This is a genomic window from Streptococcus parasanguinis CC87K (assembly GCF_000507765.1).
Classification (GTDB): domain Bacteria; phylum Bacillota; class Bacilli; order Lactobacillales; family Streptococcaceae; genus Streptococcus; species Streptococcus parasanguinis_J.
In genome coordinates, this window is record NZ_KI669404.1 from 86,573 (window position 1) to 105,916 (window position 19,344).

Here is a 19,344-nt window from a genome sequence, read left to right on the forward strand (position 1 = left end):
ATTGTGAATTGGAACCAAAACCATGTAGTTCGCCATGTAAACAAGAACATGAGAAAACCGATTATTACTCCACTTCCAAAGATACCAACTAACTGTTGTGAGGTTACAAAAGCAAAAAACCAATAGATTGGCAAAGTGCTATAGTACCAAGCTTTTGATAATAACTCTCTCAATTTATTTACTCCAATCTTTTTTGATTGGTTTATTAGCTTTAATTGTATTATGAGATCTCTTTATATAATTATCGCCGGATTGTTTGACCCTAGCTGTAAAAAGACCTGCTATTACACCGTTAATGAATTTGTTTAATGACATCATGTCCCCCAATGTAACAATTTTATATTAGTGGTGTTAGTAAGTGACTTTTTGATGATATTCTATTCAAGAAAATCATGTATGACTTCTAACTATAATCAGCATATTATCACAATTTGTAAATATAATCAACATATTATATACAATTATTAAACAAAATGGGTGTGTTTTGGCGGTTTTATTGAGACTAAATACATTTTTTTATGTACTATAAACCATTCATAATAAAGGAATTCAAAACAGGATGAATTTTAAAGAATTCGATAATTATTTGCTCATCTCTACGTACAGATTCTAAAAAAGGAATTTCTTCGCTATTTCTTTTATGAATATTGTTTGTTTTCAAAATGGATTCAAAAACATTTTTTGCCTCAATAAAATCACTCAGAGAAAAACCATATTTATTTTTAAATTCAGGGTTAAGTTCATCAATTAAATTATCCAGATCAAGCACATCAACCAAGTGGAATAAGTAGTTGTCTATATCTTTATCTATCTCATAGGAAGTATCCTTAATAGAAATGCCCTTTTGCTTATCCAATATTAGTTGCCTAAACTGTTCAAAGAATTCTTTCAGTGGTTCTTCTTTAGTTTTATTAAATTGGTCAACTAGATTAATACTTTTAACGGCATAATTTTCAACAACTTCGAATTTATCTGAATTTTCGTGGAACCATTCAATAAATGATTTTCTATCCTTCATAAGGAGGTCTTCTATTATAAATTCTCTAGCCAAAACAAGTAGCACACAGTTGTTTAATACTGTTGAGTTTAATGAATCTCCTGAATTTAATTTATTTTGGAAATTCCTAATATCTTTAAAAGAATCATATATTTCCCTTGAAAAATACTCGTAATTTTTACAAGAACTTATAGGAAGTTCCATAGTTCCAACATGTATTTTAAGTAGCTTTTCATCTGCTATCTTGTTATAAAGCCATTCTGGAAATTTATCATCTGTTTTTTTAATGATCTTATATGCAGTCCTTAACAACATTATATTTTCATTGTATAGCGTTTCTATTGCTTTTTGGCGACGTTCGAAAATTGTTGGTCGGAGAAATTGCCAATTTGGAAACTCGTTTAGAAAGTTATCTTTCAATCTTTTAGTACTTGAAATAATATCTTCTAATCGCCTGATATAATTGATCTCAAAATTATTAATAAACATTAACTTATTTGAACTCTCATAGTTATTACGAAAGTCTTCTTTTGTCAGTACCCGATAAGTGGGATCCTTTGCCATTAGTTTTTTGATTCTATCTAAGTTTAGTTTCGAAGGGTAATCTTCCCCTTTTTTCCAGCGACTAATTTGAGCACAGCTCACACCTAATCTCTGAGACAAAATTTTTTGAACTCCTGTTTTCCTATCTGAATTAATTAGTCCTTCGGTAATTAACATTTCATGGATTTCGTATTTTAACTGGTCATCAACATTATCATTAGGTAGTTTCTTACATTCTTTTTTATAGCTTAAATTAATTTCATTTAAAAGTAGAATATAATTATTAAAACTCTGTTTAAAATTTTCTTTTCTCTCTTTTTGAAGCCATTTTTTTCGGCTCTCTTCATTGTTTGTTTCTGAATAAATGTCAACTTCAGTATACAACATGTTTAAAAGTGTTTCGATTAAAAAACTAATATTAGGATCCTTAACAATAATTTCGTTTTGTTCTTTATTAAATTTATTTAAATATGTTAAAAGTTTTTTAATTGATTTAATATTTGGAGAGTAAGTTCCTTTTTTCCAATTATTTAGCATGTTTTTTGATATTCCTAGCTCAACAGTAAGAAGTTTAGTAGATATACCAAACTTCTTTTTTATTTCTCTTAAAAATTCATCAAGTAAATCTTTAAATAAGAACAAATTATCTCTCATAATATTAGATTATATCAAAAATCCCAGTTTTTTATAAATCGCTTAATTTTTCTTGGAGGGAGTTTGTTAACATAATGAAGTAAAGAAATTTCTTTACAAAAAACATGTATAGTCTTTGATGATGCGCATCAAGAAGACGGATTGAAACTAATATAAACAATATAACGATAAAGGTTGTGTTGTGTAAAAATTGTTTCGCCGATTTTTAGTGTGCATTTGACAACAAGGCTTTCAATTTTTGAATATTAGAGTTTCTATTCGTCTTTGCAAAAGAGACTGTTAGAAAAGAGAAAATATGTCAAAAATTGAAGAACGCAGAGAACGTAAAATTAATAGAGCAATACGTGAAAACGATTGGAATGAAGTGAGTAGATTACTAGACCAACAATTTGATAATATTAAGCGACAAGACCGCAAGTATCATCTTTCAAGCTTGAATGCAATAGTAAAAAATGAAGGAGGTATAATCGAATTAATTGACTTATATAACGATAATAGTTTGAATCCACTTGAGATGACACTTATTAATGAAGTTCGTGAATATCTTTGCAGAGCTTTAAGCAAACTTTCAGAAGACGACCGACATATATTTTTAGGGATAGTAATACACGGAAAATCATTACTAGAACTAACAAAAGAGACTCGATACAAGAGTCATAAAACTGTTAAAAGTCATTTTGAAATGTCTAAAAAATTGCTAAGAGAAGAATTAAAAAGCTATTTTGATTAGCAGTGAAGTATAAGTTGTATTAGAGAGAGTTGTAGTATTCTGAAAAAACACCCTAGTTCATTTGAACTAGGGTGTCTCTTATATATCCGAACATCTAATTTATTTCACAAAAAATGTATCATTTGGTTTATTTTTATTGCAATACATTGAAATTTGAAAATTCAAGAATAGCATTAAATAACATATATTGACACTGACTAAAAAAGGTTTTCAAATTTCTTTAAGATTATTATCTATAGCTAGACTTGGATGTTCTTACACTAACATCTGTTCCTAGTAATTTATAAACAATATTTTTTACATCTTGTTCACTTAGAGAACATTTGGGCCCTATACATATTTCTTCAATTGCCAAGGGATCGTAGTCTAATTTCACAAACTCTGTAATGTCAGCATTTCCAGTAATTCTGAAATCATGTTCTAATTTAACTGATTTCCACGGTTCAAGAAATGCTCCCTTACTATTAACTATCTCTTCAAACTTCATATCATCGCAATAAACGAGTCGAACTTCTTTTTCTTCTATAAAGGCTGGATTTTTATATTTTACAAATTCTTGGATTAATTCATGTAAAAACACCTCCACCTGTTCTTCTTTTTTGGTAATATTATTTATGTCTAATACCGTTCCTATTTGATCGGCTATTATTTCTAAATTATTTTCTCCATCATTATAAACTACACTATCAGTATAAGTTACTTTTTCAAAAAATATATTTGAAGAAGTACATAGATTATCTAAATTAAAACCTATAGAAACTCCTTTCCCATCTTCAGCATAGGCTCTCCATTGGCTCAATATATCTGGTTCTTTTGAAAAACAACTAATATATACACTACTCTGCCCTTTTGAATCCAAAATTTCCATGAATTCCTCAAGAGTAAAATCTATATATGAACGTGCTTTCACCCTTTCTATAAGTGATTCTGCCACATCAAAATCTAGCGTACTAAAAGTACGATCTTCATTATTTAGTTTCTCCAGATACCATTTTATTTCTAAAGTATCATTCATTTTTAATGGATCTGAAAGATAAATTTGCTTATTCTTTAGAATATTTAAAAAAGTATTTAAGGAACAATAATAATATCCACGCATGTTTAATTACCTCCATAAGCCTGTATTTCAATTATCATAATATCATTAGCTTTCCTTAAAATCAATCTTAAGACCATAACAAAAATTCTTAAATAAATCATATTTAATGTCCAACTTCTTATTTTTTTAAGTAAGATATCTGATAAACTATAAACGTATTGATGAGATATTTGGTACAAACTTCCATTAAAACTATTATTGGGTAGTTTTTTCTCTAACATTTTTATTCGTTTTTTTGACCTTTTCTATATATTTTTTAACTCTCATTTATATTTAAGCTATTGGATAGCATCTAATAAAACTTTTTTCTGCTATCATTACTAATGCACTGAGGACTTAACTTCCTCTGACAGTGCTTTTTTGTTGCTATTAAAACTTAAAATTGAAAATCTTGTAAATACTCCCGAAAAATTTAGAGATTTGCATAGGAATTGAAATATATAATGTAAATACAGTATTGAAATTTATTTTTTGTAAACATAATAATCCTTTCTAGTTATTAACAATTAAATCTTGTTTTAAAAAATCTGAAATGTGTAGTTATCTAAAACTACCATCTATTTCTTTTAAACAACACAAAAACGCTCTAGACAATATGACTAGAGCGTTTTCTATATATCCGAACATCTAATTATTTCACAAAAAATGTAGTCAAAAATGTAGTCATTCGGTTGATTTTTATTGCAATACATTGAATTTTGAAAATTCAAGAATCGCGTTAAATCAAGGTTTTTTCGTTTCTACTGAAACGTAATGACCCACTATTTAACCTCTGTAAACACAACATGTTTGCGAAGTTTTGGTGAGTATTTCTTCAATTGAAGACGGTCTGGGGTGTTACGTTTGTTTTTAGAAGTAAGGTACAAGCGTTCACCAGATTCTTTGTGTTCAAGTGTAATATTTACGCGCATGGTATCTCCCTTCTATTATTCAGCTGATGCAGCTTTAGCGATCTTACGTCCTTTGTAGTATCCTTTAAGTGATACACGGTGTGAACGTGAGTAATCTCCAGTTGCTTCGTCAAAGTTTACAGATGGAGCTGTTACTTTGTAGTGCGTACGACGTTTGTTTTTCTTCGCTTTTGATGTGCGACGTGCAGGTACTGCCATTTCGTTTTTCTCCTTTTAAGATATAAATTCAATTAGGTTTGATTTTCATCAACTGTAACAGTATAACAAATCTTTTTTGTAAAGTAAAGTTACTTGACAAAAAATTATTAAAAAAAATCTCCTGCCTCATCAAATGGGACAGGAGTTCTCCTTAAAGGTCTATTTCAAATGGCTCATCAATCGTTTCCGAAACGTATTTGCCATCCTTTTTTCGTTGCTTGACACATTCTGTCAGCAGGTACTCGATTTGACCATTGACCGATCGAAAGTCATCTTCTGCCCATGATGCGATAGCAGCATATAACTTGGCTGACAGTCTAAGTGGAATTTGCTTTTTCTTTTGATCAGCCATTCTTAATAGAGACTTCCTGTGTTGACAATTGGTTGTGCATCATGATTGCCACATAGAACGACTAGAAGGTTCGATACCATGGCAGCCTTCCGTTCTTCGTCTAGCTCTACAATCTCTCCTTCGCTCAAGCGTTCAAGGGCCATTTCAACCATCCCAACTGCTCCATCGACAATCATCTTCCGCGCATCGATAATGGCAGACGCTTGTTGGCGTTGAAGCATCACAGCTGCGATTTCTGGAGCATAGGCCAAGTAAGTAATGCGAGCCTCTAGAATTTCGAGCCCAGCATCTTTTACACGTACTTGAATCTCTTCTCGAATACGACTGGCAACAATTTCACTGGAGCCTCGGAGGCTACCCTCATCTGCCTGGCCGTCTCCTGTCGTATCGACATTAGGAGCTACATCATAAGGATAGATGCGGACAATATTACGAAGGGCACTATCACACTGCAATGAGAGATATTCTTTGTAGTTATCCACATTGAAGACTGCTTTAGCCGTATCCACTACGCGCCAAGTAACTGCAATACCAATTTCTACAGGATTTCCCAAACAGTCATTAATCTTCTGACGAGAGTTGTTCAAGGTCATCACTTTTAAGGAAATATTCTTTTTACCTGTCTCGATGGAAATATTGTTGCCTTCTGCTGTTTTACTGACAGACATGGGGGACTTGGTGGTGACATCACCACTTTGGCCCAAGCGGGTGTTATTGGCAGGATTGACAGCGACACAGAAGGGATTGACAAAGTAAATACCCGCTTCACGAATGGTTCCAATATAGTTCCCAAACAAGGTCAAGACCAAGGCCTCTTGCGGTTTAATAATTTTGATCCCCGCATAGCACACCAGACTAGCAATAAAGAGAAAAATACAGGTAATAACTGCAATCGCAAGTGGAAAACCTTCTGGTAGACTAGCAATCGCACTAATAAAGGCTAAAACTAAGACAAGATCCCCAACTAGCAAGCCTATAAGGGCAGCTAAGCCATTTTTCTTTTGGGTTAAAATTTTTTCTTCCATGGGACGAACCCTTCTTTCTTTGTGATATCTAAATGATATCACTTTGCTTACAAAAGTCAAGATATAACTGTAAATTATTTTAGCAAGAAACCGAGCAAGCTGAATTGTCTGAAAATTCAAGAATTTTCTTCTGTCGTTGGGCCTTCTTTTATGCTATAATGGTAAAAAATAGAACGAGAGGAATGACATGACAGAATTAGACAAACGCCATCGTAGTAGTGTCTACGATAGCATGGTAAAATCTCCCAACCGTGCCATGCTTCGCGCGACGGGAATGACCGATGAAAGTTTTGAGAAACCGATTGTTGGAGTGATTTCGACATGGGCGGAAAATACCCCTTGTAACATCCACCTCCACGATTTTGGAAAATTGGCCAAAGAAGGCGTGAAAGATGCAGGTGCTTGGCCAGTCCAATTTGGCACTATTACGGTTGCGGACGGGATCGCTATGGGGACTCCAGGAATGCGCTTCTCCTTGACGTCTCGCGATATCATTGCGGATTCTATCGAAGCGGCTATGGGCGGTCACAACGTCGATGCCTTTGTAGCCATCGGGGGCTGTGATAAGAACATGCCTGGTTCGATGATTGCCATTGCCAATATGGATATCCCTGCGATCTTTGCTTATGGTGGGACCATTGCCCCAGGGAATCTCGATGGAAAAGATATCGACTTGGTTTCTGTTTTCGAAGGAATCGGGAAATGGAACCACGGTGATATGACCGCTGAAGAAGTGAAGCAACTAGAATGTAACGCCTGCCCTGGCCCTGGTGGCTGTGGTGGGATGTATACGGCCAACACCATGGCGACAGCGATTGAGGTCCTTGGGATGAGTCTTCCTGGTTCCTCTTCTCACCCTGCTGAATCGGCTGATAAAAAAGCCGATATCGAAGAAGCAGGTCGTGCTGTTGTCAAGATGCTGGAAATGGGACTCAAACCATCGGATATCTTGACCCGTGAAGCCTTTGAAGATGCCATTACTGTCACCATGGCGCTGGGTGGTTCTACCAATGCCACTCTTCACTTGCTTGCGATCGCTCACGCGGCTAACGTGGACTTGACCCTGGAAGACTTCAACGATTTCCAAGAGCGCGTGCCTCATTTGGCGGACTTGAAACCTTCAGGGAAATATGTCTTCCAAGACCTTTACAATGTCGGTGGTGTGCCAGCCGTCATGAAATACCTTCTTAAGAATGGTTTCCTTCATGGGGATCGCATCACCTGTACTGGTAAGACTGTTGCTGAGAACTTGGAAGCCTTCGCTGATTTGACACCGGGTCAAAAAGTCATCATGCCACTTGAAAATCCGAAACGTGCCGATGGTCCATTGATCATCTTGAAAGGGAACTTGGCTCCAGAAGGGGCGGTTGCCAAAGTATCAGGTGTGAAAGTTCGTAACATCACGGGCCCTGCTAAGGTCTTTGACTCAGAAGAAGCTGCCATTGAAGCCGTTCTTTCGGACGAAATCGTGGATGGCGACGTTGTCGTTGTTCGTTTCGTAGGTCCTAAAGGTGGTCCTGGTATGCCGGAAATGCTGTCCTTGTCATCTATGATCGTTGGGAAAGGCCAAGGAGACAAGGTGGCCCTCTTGACAGACGGACGCTTCTCAGGTGGGACTTACGGTCTCGTTGTCGGTCACATTGCGCCTGAAGCTCAGGTTGGTGGCCCAATCGCCTACCTCCACACAGGGGATCTGGTGACCGTTGACCAAGATACCAAAGAAATTACCATGCATGTCTCAGACGAAGAGTTAGCAAAACGCAAGGCAGAAACAACCTTGCCACCACTGTATAGTCGTGGGGTTTTGGGTAAATACGCCCACATCGTTTCTTCAGCATCTCGTGGTGCCGTGACCGACTTCTGGAATATGGAACAGTCTGGTAAACAATAATTGCAAGGACGACTTTGTCCAAAGAGAGAGTGGGACAGAAATCGGTAATTCGTTAGAATTCGATTTCGTCGTCCCACCTCCGCACAGTTGAGTAGGGCTGTAAAAACTGATGAAATCAGCGTAGTAGAGCCCACTCAACCACTGCGTCTTGCTCGACAATCCAAAAATAATTGAGAGGCTAGGACTTTTGTCCCAGCCTCTTTTTTGTCTCAGAGTGGCTATTTTCAACCCTGTCGCTGAAGCGTATGAATATTACTTTTTGGGGGATTTGAGTGTATCATCTGCCATTTTTCTTGTAAATTCGTCTATAATCTGCTATAATTGTGACTAATCGAATCAATCCTTTAATACTGTCCAGAGAGGCAGGCAAGGAGCTATGGAAATGAAAGGCCTGGGAAGACCAGCCTATATTTTGTGTATCTCCTTGTTGTGGGGGATTTTTTTGTATATTGAAAAGTGGTTTGATAAAAAAGAAATCGTCGATGATGGAGCATGAAGCACTCCCTTACGATTTGGTCATCGAAGGTAGACGTTTTTGTTCAGCCATAGCTTGTCGCATCTTAATTTTAGGAGGTTTTTACGATCGTGAATGACGTTAAATATGATGTGAATGATATGCCAAAACCTGGTTTATTGGTTGGTTTATCTTTCCAGCATTTGTTTGCCATGTTTGGGGCGACAGTGCTGGTGCCGATTTTGGTTGGGATTGATCCTGCCATTGCTTTGTTCTCATCTGGTTTGGGGACCTTGGCTCACTTGACAGTGACCAAGTATAAGATTCCTGCTTATATGGGGTCTAGTTTTGCTTATATTGCAGCGATGCAAATGCTGATGAAGTCAGATGGGATCGCGGCAGTTGCCCAGGGTGCTATGGCGGGTGGTTTGGTCTACTTGTTTGTAGCTCTGATTGTTAAGCATGCGGGTAAAGATTGGATTAATAAGGTCCTTCCACCAATCGTGGTTGGTCCCATTATCATGGTAATTGGTTTGAGTCTTGCGGCAAATGCAGTCACTGATGCGACAACCTTAAATAAAAGCTATAGTGGTTATGCTCTATTGATTTCGATGGTGACCCTCTTTGCGGTTATCCTCTTTAACATGTATGGCAAGAAGATTGTCGGTGTCGTCCCAATTTTACTTGGATTAATTGTGGGCTATATTTTCTCATTGGCTCTTGGTTTGCTGACAGGACATAGTTTTGTCAATTTCTCAGAGGTAGCAGCGGCACATTGGATTCAAGTTCCAAACTTCGACATTCCATTTGTGGATTATAGCTTTAAACTCTATCCAAGTGCGATTTTGACCATGGCTCCGATTGCCTTTGTGACTATGACGGAACATTTTGGCCACCTCATGGTTTTAAATAGTTTGACTGAGCGTGATTACTTCAAGGATCCAGGGCTTGACCATACGCTTACTGGTGATGGCTTGGCACAGATTATTGCTGGATTCTTTGGAGCTCCTCCGGTAACTTCTTATGGGGAAAACATTGGGGTGATGGCCCTTAGTAAGGTCTACTCAGTTTACGTTATTTCAGGCGCAGCAGTGATTGCGGTTGTCATGAGCTTTATTGGGAAGCTATCAGCACTCTTGCACTCTATTCCAACTCCTGTATTGGGAGGTTTGTCTATTGCCCTCTTTGGGGTTATCGCTGCTAGTGGTTTGAAAATTTTAGTTGAACATAAGATTGATTTTGATAATAAAAAGAATCTCTTGATTGCAAGTGTTATCTTGGTATCAGGGATCGGTGGTTTGATGATTGACCTCGGTGGTCTCCGAATTACAGGTGTGGCAACTTCAACAATTCTTGGAATTGTGTTGTATCAAATCCTTCCAGAACCAAAAGCTGATGAGGCTTAGTCCATTCTGGTAGTGAAAAAGTTTGAATGGATTTAAACATTATAAAAAACGAGGAACAGACTCTGATGGCAGAGCTGGTGTTCCTCGTTTTTATTGTGGATCGGATTTCCAAAGAGGCCTTCCTTCATTAGTTGAATGCATTTTTTAAAAGGTAATGCTTATTATCGTGGTGGAAGACCAAGGGCGATGCGCCCGTATCGGCTGATTCGTGTAATTTTCCAAGCGGGTGACCAAGTCACTTCAACCTTGACATCTTCGATCCCCTCGATCTCTTTTAGGCGAGCGACGATTTCGATCGGAAGGCTCTCAGCACAGCTACAAGCCGTATCGGTAAAGGTCATAACCACCTTGCAAGTGCCGGTTTCATCTAGATGGATCTCGTAGATCAGTCCCAGGTTATAAACATCTAACTCAACATCGGTATCAAATACAAGCTCCAATTTTTCGATTAATGACTTCTCTAGTGCCAGGGCGCGGTCATTGATTTTGATATCCTCTCTCATTGCAAGATCCTTTCAGTGTAGTATGGCTTCCATTTTCTCATAATTCGGCTGATAAGGCAAGAAGAGAAAGAGGATTTGAACGTGTCGAACGAAGGAAATTCGGTCCAGTCTCCATTTCTCTTCGAATTTGTGGTAAAATAGAGGCAAAAGTAAGACAAAGGATGAAGGCTATGAAATTACAAAAACCAAAAGGGACCCAGGATATCCTTCCTGGCGATTCAGCGAAATGGCAATATGTAGAAGGCTTTGCGCGCAAGGTCTTTGCGCGATACAATTATGATGAAATCCGCACACCGATCTTCGAACATTATGAAGTCATCAGCCGTTCAGTAGGGGATACGACGGATATCGTTACCAAAGAAATGTATGATTTCTATGACAAGGGAGACCGTCATATCACGCTTCGTCCAGAAGGAACAGCTCCTGTTGTCCGCTCGTATGTAGAAAATAAACTCTTTGCGCCTGAGGTACAAAAACCAAGTAAGTTCTATTACATAGGCCCAATGTTCCGCTATGAACGTCCTCAAGCAGGTCGTTTGCGTCAATTCCACCAGATTGGGGTAGAATGTTTTGGATCGAGCAATCCTGCAACGGATGTCGAAACCATTGCCATGGCAGCGCAATTCCTGAAAGAACTAGGAATTGACAATGTGACCTTGCACTTGAACACCTTGGGAAGCCCTGCTAGTCGTCAAGCTTATCGTCAAGCCTTGATTGATTATCTCTTGCCAATGAAGGATCAATTGTCTAAGGACAGCCAACGTCGCTTAGAAGAAAATCCACTTCGTGTCTTGGATTCAAAAGAAAAAGAAGACAAGGCCGCGGTTGAACAGGCTCCTTCCATCCTAGACTATCTAGATGAAGAAAGCCAAGCGCATTTTGATGCGGTTCGTCGGATGTTGGAAGACTTGGGGGTAGCCTATGTCATCGATACCAATATGGTGCGTGGCTTAGATTACTACAACCACACGATTTTTGAGTTCATTACAGAAATTGAAGGCAATGAATTGACAGTTTGTGCGGGTGGTCGTTATGATGGGTTGGTTGAATACTTCGGTGGCCCTGCGACAGCTGGTTTTGGATTCGGTATCGGTGTGGAACGGATCCTTCTTGTTCTTGAAAAGAAAGGCATTGAATTACCGATCGAAACAGGCTTAGATGCCTATATCGCTGTCCTAGGAGATGAGGTCAATGAAGCAGCGCTTAGCTTGGTTCAGGCCCTTCGAATCCAAGGTTTCAAGGCAGAACGTGATTACCTTGGACGCAAGCTCAAGGCACAATTTAAGTCAGCAGATGTCTTTGCGGCCAAAGCCTTGATTACCTTAGGAAGTAGTGAAGTTGAGAGCGGTCAAGTTACTGTGAAAAATAACCAAACTCGTCAAGAAGTAACGGTAGCTCTTGAAAGCTTGAAGAAAGACTTCCCATCTGTTTTAGCAGAGTTGGGATTGGCTTGATCAAGTCTTGCAGACACCTGAAAAACAGATTCGCATGGGAGTAGGAGCAAAGTCGTTGCGCCTGCTCTCTTTTATCTAGCTTCTGTTTGCCGTCCTTTGCCAAGATTTGGCGAAAAGCCGTTAAATTTTCTGACATTTATGATATAATGAGAAGACTACTAGTAAAGGAATGAAACAGTCATGACATTAGTTTATCAATCAACACGAGATGAAAAAAATACTGTAACAGCTAGTCAAGCCATCCTTCAAGGATTGGCGACAGATGGCGGTTTGTTTACTCCAGTCTCTTATCCTCAAGTAGAGCTGGATTTTGATACCCTCAAAGACGCTTCTTACCAAGAAGTGGCCAAGCTTGTTTTGTCAGCCTTTTTGGACGACTTGACAGCAGAGGAGTTGGACTACTGTATTTCTCATGCTTATGACAGCAAGTTTGATACCCCGGCTATTGCTCCGCTTGTCAAACTCGATGGGCAATACAACTTGGAACTCTTCCACGGTTCCACCATTGCCTTTAAAGATATGGCTTTGTCGATCTTGCCTTACTTTATGACAACAGCAGCTAAAAAGCACGGTTTGGAAAATAAAATTGTCATCTTGACGGCGACTTCTGGAGACACTGGTAAAGCTGCCATGGCAGGTTTTGCCGATGTTCCAGGAACAGAGATCATTGTCTTTTATCCAAAAGATGGTGTCAGCAAGGTGCAAGAATTGCAAATGACGACTCAAACGGGGGACAATACCCATGTCATCGCCATCGATGGAAACTTTGACGATGCCCAAACCAATGTCAAACACATGTTCAATGATGTGGCGCTTCGTGAAAAATTAGCAGTCAACAAGATGCAATTCTCATCAGCCAACTCTATGAACATTGGCCGTTTGGTGCCTCAGGTTGTCTATTACGTATACGCCTATGCGCAATTGGTGAAGACAGGCCAAATCACAGCGGGAGAAAAAGTCAACTTTACCGTCCCAACAGGAAACTTTGGAAATATCTTGGCGGCTTTCTATGCCAAACAAATCGGTCTTCCAGTTGGGAAATTGATCTGTGCGTCAAATGAAAACAATGTCTTGACAGACTTCTTCAAAACACATGTCTATGATAAGAAACGTGAGTTCAAGGTGACCACCAGTCCATCGATGGATATTTTGGTCTCTTCAAACTTGGAACGCTTGATTTTCCACTTGGTAGGCAATGATGCCACAAAGACCAAAGAATTGATGGAAAGCCTTGTTGCAACAGGTCAGTACCAATTGTCCAACTTTGATGCAGACATCTTAGATTTGTTTGCGGCTGCATACGCAGATGAAGTAGAAACCGCTGCAGAGATCAAGCGGGTCTATGAAACGTCTGATTACATCGAAGACCCTCATACAGCCGTAGCATCAGCCGTTTATCAAAAATACCGGACTCAAACAGGAGATACTGCTAAAACAGTTATTGCCTCTACAGCAAGTCCTTACAAATTCCCAGTTGTTGCAGTAGAAGCGGTGACAGGTGAGACAGGTCTAGGCGATTTCGAAGCCTTGGCTAAATTACACACACTCTCAGGTGTTCCTGTGCCACCGGCTGTAGACGGCCTTGAAACTGCACCGGTTCGCCATCGTACAAGCGTGGCAGCCAAAGACATGCAAGCAGCCGTAGAAGACTACTTGGGACTTTAATTCTCTGTATTAGAAAGATCAAAAGAGCCGTTTGGCTCTTTTATATACGCATGAATTCATACAAAAAAATCTTAAATATCGCTCTTCCTGCCATGGGTGAAAATTTCTTACAAATGCTGATGGGCATGGTGGACTCTTATTTAGTGGCTCACCTGGGCTTGATTGCCATTTCAGGTGTTTCCGTCGCAGGGAATATCATCACGATCTATCAAGCCATCTTTTTGGCACTGGGTGCGGCAGTTGCCAGTGTAATGTCCAAAAGCTTGGGTGAAAAAAATAAAGAAACCATTGCCTACCATGCGACAGAGTCACTGAAGGTGACCTTGTTGTTGAGTGCTCTCCTAGGAGGGGCTTCGCTGTTATTTGGACGCCAGATGATTTCGCTGTTGGGGACTGAAGCTGCAGTAGCCGAAAGCGGGGGGATTTACCTTTCCTTGGTTGGCGGGACCATAGTTCTCTTAGGATTGATGACGACCTTGGGCTCCTTGGTTCGGGTGGCCAACAATCCACGTCTTCCTATGTATGTGAGCCTGTTGACCAATCTATTAAACGCTCTGTTCTCCTCTGTAGCCATTTTCCTTTTTGGTTGGGGCATTGTTGGTGCAGCTTTGGGGACAGTGCTGGCCCGTCTGGTGGGCGTCATCCTCTTGTGGCAAAAGGTCCAGCTACCCTTTGCCCCCCTTGGTTGGGGATTGGATCGTAAGCTCTTGAACTTAGCGCTTCCAGCTGCCGGGGAGCGGCTGATGATGCGAGCTGGAGATGTGGTGATCATTGCGATCGTGGTTGCTTTTGGGACCGAGGCAGTCGCAGGAAATGCCATCGGAGAGACCTTGACCCAGTTTAACTATATGCCTGTATTTGGAGTGGCCACAGCGACGGTCATGCTCGTGGCACGGAGCCTAGGTGAAGGTGATCTTGAGCAGATTGCTCGCCTTCGAAAGCAGTCTTACTGGTTGTCCTTCGTGTTAATGTTACCTATTGCCTTGGGAATCTTTTTTGGGGGCACCCTTCTGACCCATCTCTACACCCAAGATACAAAAGCAGTCGAAGCTAGCCTATCGGTTGTCCTCTTTTCTTTGTTGGGAACGCCGTTTACAGCAGGAACGGTCATCTATACAGCTGTTTGGCAAGGCTTGGGAAATGGGAAACTTCCATTTTATGCAACGACGATTGGCATGTGGGTCATTCGAATTGGAGCCGGTTATCTGCTTGGAGTAACCCTTGGCTTTGGCCTTCCAGGGGTCTGGACTGGGACGCTGCTCGACAATGGCTTCCGTTGGCTATTTTTGAGTCAACTTTATAGACGAAAAGTAGGAGAGAAAAAATGACAAAACGAGCCTTTATTTGGGATTTGGATGGGACCTTGCTGGATTCCTATGATGCTATTTTAGCAGGTCTTGAGGAGACCTATGCAACTTATCAGCTTCCCTTTGACCGAGCCAGCATTAAAGACTACATCTTGAAGCATTCGGTTCAAGATCTTTTAGTAGCTGTGGCGGAGGAGTATCATCTGGATGTGACCGACTTGAATCATCGCCGAGCAGAAAGTCTAGCGGAGAAAAATGCCCAGGTCCTTCTGATGGATGGGGCGCGTGATGTCCTATCCTGGGGACAAGAAGCTGGAATTGAGCAGTTTGTCTATACCCATAAGGGAGAGAATGCCTTTGTCATCCTACGGGATTTGGGTTTGGAATCTTTTTTTACAGAGATTTTGACCAGTCAAAGTGGTTTTGCCCGCAAGCCTGACCCAGAAGCTGCTATGTATCTGATGGAGAAGTACGGGTTGCATCCAGAAAAGACCTACTATATAGGGGATCGGAGCCTGGATATTGACTTTGCAAGAAATAGCCAGATTCATAGTATCAATTTCTTGACGTCTTACTATCAAGGCAATCATCAGATGAACACCTTACTAGATATCCCACGTATTTTAAACGCTGAAAAGAATCTGTAAAGAATTTGTTTTCATTTTGAAATAAAGTCGTAAGCTTTCTTTAAGAAATGTCCGCTATAATAGAACCATAAACAAAGACCTCCTAACTTTGTTTAGAAAAATCCTAAAACTTTTCTTTTTCATAATAATCTCCCTAAGAGTCGCCAAATCAGGCGGCTTTTTTTGTGTGAAAAAACAGTACAAGCTCTTTTCCTTGCTAGGATAGAAGAAAAAGTTTATAATTGACTTATCAATTATTGATTTATCAAAAATAATACGGAGAAGGAATATGGCAGAAATAAATGATTTGCTCTACCAACTACGTTTGGCAGATCAATCAACTACGCAACTCTTTGAAAAGCGACTAGGGATTAGCTTAACACGTTACCAAATTTTGCAGGATTTATTAGAACAAGCACCTTGCAATCAGATCGCGGTTCAGGAACGCTTGCAGATTGATCCAGCTGCTTTAACGCGGCATTTCAAAATATTGGAAAAGGAAGGGTTTGTCCATCGGAGTCGAAATCCAAAGAACCAGCGGGAAATCTTAATTCATTTGACGGATACGGCCTATAATCGTTTGGTCAAACATCCCCCTCGCTATCATGTGGCGGTGAAAGAACAGATGAGTCGGATTTTGACGGCTCAAGAACAAGAGCAATTTTCTTACCTGCTGGACAAATTAGTATCTGGCATTGAACAAATAACAGTCGAATAAAAAGGAGAATCTACGATGTCATTACTGACGATTATTTTAGCAAGTCTTGCTGCACTGGAGCATTTATATATTTTTTATTTGGAGAGCATCAGAACCACATCTGATACCACAAGTCGGGTTTTCAACATGGATAAAGAAGAACTCGCTCGCCCATCTGTGACCTCTTTATTTAAGAATCAAGGGATATACAATGCCTTGATTGGTGTCTTCCTCTTGTATGGATTGTTTGTCTCTAAAAATAGTGAAGTTGTTACGATTTTCGTGCTCTTTATTATTGGAGCCGCAGCTTACGGTGCGATGACAGCCAATAAAAAGATTATCTTGACCCAAGGTGGCCCTGCTATTTTGGCCTTGTTAAGTATCCTATTTTTGGGTTAAAAAAGATGCGCCGATAGGGAACTTTGAGTTGATTGTATTAAATAAGTGTAGAAAAAAGTATAAAAAAAGACTAAAAATTTTATTGACTTTCTAAGAAAAAGGGTTATAATGGTAGCAACAGAAAAGTAATGAGTCAGCTATTTCCAGGGAGCTTGTGGGAATTGTGAACAAGCAATAGCGACTGATGAAAATTGGACTGTTATGATCAATGAATTCTAACCCATGTGAATTCGGTTAGCACCCCTTACCGTGCAACTCCTTGATAGAGGAGATAGAGATGTGGGGAAAGACCAGCTATTTTTCCCTATAAAAGAGGTGGCACCGCGGACACTACGCCCTCACACAGTTTTTGTGTGAGGGCTTTTCTATGTGCCTTAGCAAGCGAAGCGAGCTTAGGCACATAGATCCCAAAGCGCAAACAGAGCGATGGGATAACCTTAATCGCCTTAGCAAGCGAAGTAGGGTGCGGTTGAATTCATTAGAATAAAAGAGTTCTAAAAGAGAGGTTTCTGATATGAAAAAAGTTTTATCTGCTGATGTGTTGAGTCCAATTTTGGCTTATATGCGTTTGGAAGCGCCCCATAAAATGATCTTGGAGTCGATCCCTCGTGAAAAAGAGAATGCGCGTTTTTCAATTGTAGCCTATCGGCCGGTCAGTGAAGTCAAGTTTGAACATGGTGTCCTCTATTACAATGATCAAATTGTTGAAGAGGATCCTTTGGACTTTTTGAACCGCATCACGGTCAAAACGAAAACTTCAGAAGAACTTCCTTTTAACGGTGGGGCGATTGGATTTGTCGGCTATGACTTGATTGGCCTCTATGAGAACATTGGTTCCATTCCTGAAGATACGATCGGCACCCCAGATCTCCACTTTTTCTTATATGAAAGCTATGTGATTTTTGACCACAAAAAGGAAAAGGTCTATGTGGTGGAAGAAAACCTCTATAGTGGACGGAGTGAAGCAGAGCAAGCGTCGAGCTTGGAGCAAGTGTTAGCACAATTGGCAAGACCTGCAAAAGAAGAGTTTCAGGACAAGGATCTGCATGCACTTCATTTCCACAATCATTTGGATCAAAAAGAGTTTGAGGAAATGGTGGCCCTAGCGCGGGACTATATTCGAAAAGGGGATATGTTCCAATGCGTGCTTAGTCAACGTTTTTCAGCTGATTTTTCAGGAAAACCACTAGATTATTACCGCAATTTGCGCGTGACCAACCCTTCGAATTATCTCTACTTTTATGATTTTGGGGAGTACCAAATTATCGGTGCTAGTCCAGAAAGTCTGGTGTCGGTCAAGGATCGAGTGGTGACAACCAATCCTATTGCTGGCACGCGTCCAAGAGGGATCGATGAAGAGGCTGATCGGCAATTGGCAGCTGATTTGGCAGGGGATCCAAAAGAAGTCGCAGAACACCGGATGTTGGTGGATCTAGGGCGAAACGATATTGGGCGTATCGCCCAAAATGGGTCGGTTGAAGTGACCAAATATATGGAGGTGGAGTTCTTCCGTTATGTGATGCACCTGACGAGTGTGGTCAAGGGTCAATTGCTTCCTGGACTAGCCTCCATTGAGGCTCTGAAGGCAACTCTTCCAGCGGGGACCGTTTCGGGTGCTCCCAAGATTCGAGCCATGAAGCGAATCTATGAAGCAGAAAAAGAAAAACGAGGCGTCTATGCGGGTGCTATTGGCTATCTCTCTGTGACGGGGGATCTCGATTTTGCTATTGCGATTCGAACCATGATCCTCAAAAATAAGAAGGCTTATGTGCAGGCTGGAGCAGGAATTGTTTATGATTCGATCGCTGAAAATGAATACCAAGAAACCGTCAATAAGGCAAAATCAATGACTAGGATTGGAGAAGAAGGATGATTTTATTAGTCGATAATTACGATTCATTTACCTACAATTTAGCACAGTATATCGGAAAATTTGATGAGGTCCAGGTGCTTCGAAATGATGATCCGGATTTGTACCAGGTTGCCCAAGAAGCAGATGCCTTGGTCTTTTCTCCAGGTCCAGGTTGGCCAAAGGATGCGGGCAAGATGGAGGAGATGATCCGAGATTTCACAGGGATCAAACCAATCTTGGGGATTTGCTTGGGACATCAAGCGATTGCGGAAGTTTTTGGAGGGCGCTTGGGATTGGCGCCACAGGTCATGCATGGCAAACAAAGCCAGATCCAGCTAGAAGCTCCTTCTCCGCTATACGCGGGTGTCGCAAAAGAAGTCCCAGTCATGCGCTACCATTCGCTGACGATTGAAGACATGCCAGAGGATTTTGTCATTACCTCTCGGACGACGGATGATCAAGCGATTATGGGAATTCAACACCGCAGCTTACCGATTTATGGTTTTCAATACCATCCAGAAAGTATCGGAACGCCAGATGGGATCAAGACCATCGGAAATTTTGTCAAACTAGTCAAGGAG

17 protein-coding genes and 1 pseudogene are annotated in these 19,344 nt (G+C 40.3%); 11 read left to right on the plus strand and 7 right to left on the minus strand.

What is annotated here, in order from left to right; translation table 11 throughout:
- Nucleotides 1-523: 523 nt before the first annotated feature.
- On the minus strand, nt 524-2,182 hold the full coding sequence (locus tag HMPREF1195_RS09700) for a helix-turn-helix domain-containing protein (RefSeq protein WP_037599867.1): 1,659 nt from the start codon (nt 2,180-2,182) through the stop codon (nt 524-526).
- Nucleotides 2,183-2,489: 307 nt separating this feature from the next.
- Here HMPREF1195_RS09700 and HMPREF1195_RS09705 point away from each other — a divergent pair, with 307 nt between their 5' ends.
- A complete protein-coding gene (locus tag HMPREF1195_RS09705) occupies nt 2,490-2,924 on the plus strand; it encodes an RNA polymerase sigma factor (protein WP_023920143.1) in 435 nt (144 codons plus the stop codon).
- Between the two features lie 229 nt (nt 2,925-3,153).
- Here HMPREF1195_RS09705 and HMPREF1195_RS09710 read toward each other — a convergent pair whose 3' ends face one another.
- From HMPREF1195_RS09710 to HMPREF1195_RS09735, 5 genes are all read right to left on the minus strand, one after another.
- A complete protein-coding gene (locus tag HMPREF1195_RS09710; RefSeq protein ID WP_023920144.1) occupies nt 3,154-4,023 on the minus strand; it encodes a DUF2971 domain-containing protein in 870 nt (289 codons plus the stop codon).
- A gap of 761 nt (nt 4,024-4,784) precedes the next feature.
- Nucleotides 4,785-4,934, minus strand: a complete 150-nt coding sequence (gene rpmG, locus HMPREF1195_RS09720; RefSeq protein WP_001265622.1) for a 50S ribosomal protein L33 — start codon at nt 4,932-4,934, stop codon at nt 4,785-4,787.
- 15 nt (nt 4,935-4,949) lie between these two features.
- The gene (rpmF, locus tag HMPREF1195_RS09725) at nt 4,950-5,132 is read right to left on the minus strand and encodes a 50S ribosomal protein L32 (protein ID WP_003009516.1); all 183 of its coding nucleotides are present in this window, start codon (nt 5,130-5,132) and stop codon (nt 4,950-4,952) included.
- Nucleotides 5,133-5,283: 151 nt separating this feature from the next.
- Nucleotides 5,284-5,484 carry a type II toxin-antitoxin system antitoxin gene (locus tag HMPREF1195_RS09730; protein WP_003011522.1) on the minus strand — a complete coding sequence of 67 codons (201 nt, stop codon included), beginning with the start codon at nt 5,482-5,484 and terminating at the stop codon, nt 5,284-5,286.
- 2 nt (nt 5,485-5,486) lie between these two features.
- A complete protein-coding gene (locus HMPREF1195_RS09735; RefSeq protein ID WP_023920147.1) occupies nt 5,487-6,509 on the minus strand; it encodes an SPFH domain-containing protein in 1,023 nt (340 codons plus the stop codon).
- Between the two features lie 187 nt (nt 6,510-6,696).
- On the opposite strand from HMPREF1195_RS09735, the gene ilvD reads away from it, so the two are divergent.
- Both ilvD and HMPREF1195_RS09745 read left to right on the plus strand, forming a co-directional pair.
- A complete protein-coding gene (ilvD, locus tag HMPREF1195_RS09740; protein ID WP_023920149.1) occupies nt 6,697-8,400 on the plus strand; it encodes a dihydroxy-acid dehydratase in 1,704 nt (567 codons plus the stop codon).
- A gap of 585 nt (nt 8,401-8,985) precedes the next feature.
- Entirely contained in the window at nt 8,986-10,260 is a 1,275-nt protein-coding gene (locus HMPREF1195_RS09745) for a uracil-xanthine permease family protein (RefSeq protein WP_023920150.1), read from the plus strand.
- A 161-nt stretch (nt 10,261-10,421) separates the two neighbouring features.
- Here the strand turns inward: HMPREF1195_RS09745 and HMPREF1195_RS09750 are convergent, their stop codons facing one another.
- The gene (locus tag HMPREF1195_RS09750) at nt 10,422-10,763 is read right to left on the minus strand and encodes a metal-sulfur cluster assembly factor (protein ID WP_023920152.1); all 342 of its coding nucleotides are present in this window, start codon (nt 10,761-10,763) and stop codon (nt 10,422-10,424) included.
- Between the two features lie 170 nt (nt 10,764-10,933).
- On the opposite strand from HMPREF1195_RS09750, the gene hisS reads away from it, so the two are divergent.
- The 8 genes and pseudogenes from hisS to HMPREF1195_RS11330 form a co-directional block, all read left to right on the plus strand.
- Nucleotides 10,934-12,217, plus strand: coding sequence for a histidine--tRNA ligase (gene hisS, locus HMPREF1195_RS09755; RefSeq protein ID WP_003010893.1), 1,284 nt, complete (start codon nt 10,934-10,936; stop codon nt 12,215-12,217).
- 180 nt (nt 12,218-12,397) lie between these two features.
- Entirely contained in the window at nt 12,398-13,882 is a 1,485-nt protein-coding gene (gene thrC, locus HMPREF1195_RS09760) for a threonine synthase (protein ID WP_023920154.1), read from the plus strand.
- Between the two features lie 50 nt (nt 13,883-13,932).
- Nucleotides 13,933-15,210: an MATE family efflux transporter gene (locus HMPREF1195_RS09765; RefSeq protein ID WP_023920156.1), complete on the plus strand. Its 1,278-nt coding sequence runs from the start codon at nt 13,933-13,935 to the stop codon at nt 15,208-15,210.
- Nucleotides 15,207-15,836: an HAD-IA family hydrolase gene (locus HMPREF1195_RS09770; RefSeq protein ID WP_023920158.1), complete on the plus strand. Its 630-nt coding sequence runs from the start codon at nt 15,207-15,209 to the stop codon at nt 15,834-15,836. Before HMPREF1195_RS09765 ends, HMPREF1195_RS09770 begins: the two co-directional genes overlap by 4 nt.
- A gap of 268 nt (nt 15,837-16,104) precedes the next feature.
- Nucleotides 16,105-16,533 (plus strand): MarR family winged helix-turn-helix transcriptional regulator, encoded by a 429-nt coding sequence (locus tag HMPREF1195_RS09775; protein WP_023920160.1) that lies wholly within the window; start codon nt 16,105-16,107, stop codon nt 16,531-16,533.
- 15 nt (nt 16,534-16,548) lie between these two features.
- Nucleotides 16,549-16,911: a DUF1304 domain-containing protein gene (locus tag HMPREF1195_RS09780; RefSeq protein WP_023920162.1), complete on the plus strand. Its 363-nt coding sequence runs from the start codon at nt 16,549-16,551 to the stop codon at nt 16,909-16,911.
- Between the two features lie 514 nt (nt 16,912-17,425).
- Nucleotides 17,426-18,784 carry an anthranilate synthase component I gene (gene trpE, locus HMPREF1195_RS09785; RefSeq protein WP_023920164.1) on the plus strand — a complete coding sequence of 453 codons (1,359 nt, stop codon included), beginning with the start codon at nt 17,426-17,428 and terminating at the stop codon, nt 18,782-18,784.
- Nucleotides 18,781-19,341 (plus strand): annotated as a pseudogene (locus HMPREF1195_RS11330) (aminodeoxychorismate/anthranilate synthase component II); the annotation flags it as partial. The gene trpE and the pseudogene HMPREF1195_RS11330, both read left to right, overlap by 4 nt.
- Nucleotides 19,342-19,344: the final 3 nt, after the last annotated feature.